Source organism: Streptomyces boncukensis, assembly GCF_011045075.1.
Lineage (GTDB): Bacteria > Actinomycetota > Actinomycetes > Streptomycetales > Streptomycetaceae > Streptomyces > Streptomyces boncukensis.
This window is the reverse complement of the sequence record NZ_JAAKZZ010000700.1, coordinates 1-3,069: the sequence shown is the minus strand read 5'-3', so window position 1 is coordinate 3,069 and position 3,069 is coordinate 1. Positions and strand designations below refer to the sequence as shown.

Below are 3,069 nucleotides of genomic sequence, written 5' to 3'. Positions count from 1 at the left end.
ACCGCGTGTTCGTAAAAGCCCTGGGGGAGCTTTCCGCGAAGGGCGACGACATGCCCGCCGCCCTGCGCGGGGACATGGCCAAGATCATGGTTAACCATGGGCACGAGGTTCATGTGGCGATGAGTGACGCGAGTGAGACGCGAAAGCCTGAGCATGGACCACAGTTGGAGTCTGACCAGGTCATGGCAGTGACCAAACAGATATCGAGGACCAAGGAATCCTACGACACGCTCCAAGCAGGCATGAACCATGCGATGGTTGCAGATTTTCATGACAAGTCACGGAATCCAGTGGACACACTGAAATCGGCCGGATACACAGTGGGCTTCATGGAGGAAGCCCGGCGCCACGCACTCAAGGACGATCTTCGTGACTACACGTGGGACAAAGCTGTGAGCTACCACACGACAGGTGGCATGCTGAACTTCGTTCCTGTGGTGGGTGATGCGGCACAACGTGGGGCCGATATGGTGACCAGTGCCTGGATCCAGGACGAGGAGAAGCGCGCAGAATCGAAGGTGGTAGACGAGAACAAAGCAGTATTCGCGGACAGAAAGAGGCAACTCAACGCACTGGCTAGACAGTGGCACGAGGTCAACAAGGAATACGCCGCACATAACGATGAATACAAGCTTGCCGATGGAGTGCTCTACAAGAAAATCGATGGGTCCGCAAACGACGGAAACGATCGATTCGGTAAAGTACGAGGACGCCAGCCATGAAGATTCCAGCCAGGGCTGCCGCACTCCCATTGTGCATCTCGGCCGTAGTCGTGATCACAGGATGCAGCAGCAAAGAAACACTAAGCGGCCCAGACACATTCTGCAGAACCCCAGTGAAAAGTTCCGCCATATCACCACTTCTACCGAAAGGTGAAGATCTCCGACAGAAGTACTCAAAGATGCGGTCAGAAGTAGGCGCATTTTGCAATCTAGGCGTGGACGATAAACAAGTCTTGCACGCCACTGTGCTGTACTACAAGAAGAAGCCAGAGCCAGTAGACTGGAAGTCCATAGCCTCAATGTACGATCACGGTGCCACGCGAAGTGTTTCGTTTTCAGGAACCGCTATGATCGCCCCCGAGAAGGCAATAATTCGAGCAAAATGTGATTCCGCATCTGAACACATGCAGTTCGTTCTTCGCTTGAATGGCGATCGCGTCGACGAGTCACCCACTGGGTACAAGAAGCTCCAGAGGTTCGCAAACGACTTTGTCCCCAATGTGACGAAGAAATACGGCTGCACTAGTTAGGGCTGATCACCCTGCCCCGGAGCGGAACCGTCAGCAGCCCGCGACATACGGCCCCGGCACGGCGAACTTGCACCACACCTGCTTTTGGTCCGTCCCCAACGTGTGCCAGCCCCAGCTGAGGGTGAGGGCGCAGACGAGGGTGAGCCCGTGCCCGTGCTCCGAGAGCGGGCCGGCTGGGGGCGTGGTGCGTGGCGGTCGGTCCGGGCGGTGGTCCGTCACCAGCACGCGCAGACTGGACGGGCCGTAGCGGGACGGCGAAACCCGTAGCAGCTCCAGCCCCGCGAGCCCGCCGCCGTGCCGTACCGCGTTGGTGCACAGCTCGGACACGGCGAGCTCCACCGACTCCGCGATGTCGCACGGGATGCGCCAGTGCGTCTGCACCCACGCACGCGACCGCCGACGCGCCTGCGCGACTGGCTGGAGAGGGTCCAGCGTCGAAGCATCCCAGCCGATGCGGGTGGGCGTCAGGTCGGGCGGGAGAGTGGGGTACGGGGCGGACGCGGCTCCGGCCATGTCATCACCTCTCGTAGTGAGTTGATGCCCTGTGTGACTGAGAAGAACAGTGCCATCACTGCTTGCCATGAGACAAGTCACTTGGACACATTTCCCCCTCTGAGTTGCTCCAGCCACGGGTCGAGGCCAGACTGGCGTGCATGTCCAGGAGCAGAGGCATGGCGCAGAAGTCCGTCTACCGTCGGCAACTCGCTGCGCGCCTACGCGAGTTGCGTGAGGAGTCCGACCTCACGCTCACCGACGTCGCCGAAGACGTCGAAGTCAGCCCGGGCGCACTGAGCCGGATCGAGAACGGTGACAGGGGCACCTCACCCGTGCTCGTCAAGGCGCTCTTGGATCGGTACGGTACGCAGGACCCCGCAGTGCGAGAGGACGTACTCGATCTCGTCCGCGCCGACCAGGCTCAGAAGCGTCCTTGGTGGCGCAAGTACGCGGCAGTCGTGAACACCACCCAGTACGGCGGGTTCCTCGCGCTGGAGTCGGGAGCCTCCGCGATCCGGAGCTATGAAGCACTCTGGATGCCGGGCCTACTTCAGACCGAGGAGTACGCCCGTTCCGTCATCGGCGAGCTCAGGACCGACCTGACCTCCCGTCAGGTAGACACACTCGTCAAGGTCCGTATGCAGCGCCAGCAGCTCCTCGAAGGTGACGGCGCGCCAAAGCTCTGGGTGGTGATCGACGAGGCCGCGCTGCGTCGGCGTGTGGGCGGCGAGTCAGTCATGCTGGGGCAGTTGGAACGCCTGGTCCAAGTCTGCGACCATCCGCAGATCACGGTCCAGCTCCTGCCGTTCGACGCCGGGGTGCACGCCGGACTGTACGGAGCCTTCGTCCTCATGGACTTCCCGCAGCCAACCCCGCAGGTAGTCTGGGTCGAAAGTCTGACCAACTCGGTCTGCTTCGAGTCTTCGAAGGACATCGACCGCTACGCAGAGACATTCGACCAGCTCCGAGCACTGGCTGTCGGACCGCCGGAGACCCGCAGACGATTCCAGGAAGCCATCAGGGAGCTCAGTCAGTGACCGAACCCGACCACCCGCACAGAGCCCCGCGCTCCATACCGTGGCTCAAGAGCTCTCACAGCGGAGGGAACGACAACTGCGTCGAAGTCGCCGTTGACGGACACGTCGTCGCGCTGCGGGACTCCAAGGACACCGCGCGCCCGTACGCGAAGGTCAGCCGCGCGGCGTGGCGGCACTTCCTCTTCTCGGTCGCCGGGGGCGCCGTCCGGTGACACAGGCGAGACGGCAGGGCATCGCTTCGCTGAGCCCTGCCGCCTTCTGCTGCCTGCTCGCTCTCCTACGGCT

At 61.7% G+C, this 3,069-nt stretch carries 4 protein-coding genes and 1 pseudogene; 4 read left to right on the top strand and 1 reads right to left on the bottom strand.

The window, feature by feature from the left end; translation table 11 throughout:
- Together G5C65_RS34485 and G5C65_RS34480 are read left to right on the top strand one after the other, a co-directional pair.
- A pseudogene (locus G5C65_RS34485) lies at positions 1-722 on the top strand (hypothetical protein); the annotation flags it as partial.
- The gene (locus tag G5C65_RS34480) at positions 719-1,252 is read left to right on the top strand and encodes a hypothetical protein (protein WP_165303001.1); all 534 of its coding nucleotides are present in this window, start codon (positions 719-721) and stop codon (positions 1,250-1,252) included. The pseudogene G5C65_RS34485 and the gene G5C65_RS34480, both read left to right, overlap by 4 nt.
- A 30-nt stretch (positions 1,253-1,282) precedes the next feature.
- Here G5C65_RS34480 and G5C65_RS34475 read toward each other — a convergent pair whose 3' ends face one another.
- Positions 1,283-1,765 carry an ATP-binding protein gene (locus tag G5C65_RS34475; RefSeq protein WP_165303000.1) on the bottom strand — a complete coding sequence of 161 codons (483 nt, stop codon included), beginning with the start codon at positions 1,763-1,765 and terminating at the stop codon, positions 1,283-1,285.
- Positions 1,766-1,923: 158 nt separating this feature from the next.
- On the opposite strand from G5C65_RS34475, the gene G5C65_RS34470 reads away from it, so the two are divergent.
- Together G5C65_RS34470 and G5C65_RS34465 are read left to right on the top strand one after the other, a co-directional pair.
- The gene (locus G5C65_RS34470; RefSeq protein WP_165302999.1) at positions 1,924-2,784 is read left to right on the top strand and encodes a helix-turn-helix domain-containing protein; all 861 of its coding nucleotides are present in this window, start codon (positions 1,924-1,926) and stop codon (positions 2,782-2,784) included.
- Positions 2,781-2,996 (top strand): DUF397 domain-containing protein, encoded by a 216-nt coding sequence (locus G5C65_RS34465; RefSeq protein WP_206442598.1) that lies wholly within the window; start codon positions 2,781-2,783, stop codon positions 2,994-2,996. Before G5C65_RS34470 ends, G5C65_RS34465 begins: the two co-directional genes overlap by 4 nt.
- The last annotated feature ends 73 nt before the right edge of the window (positions 2,997-3,069 follow it).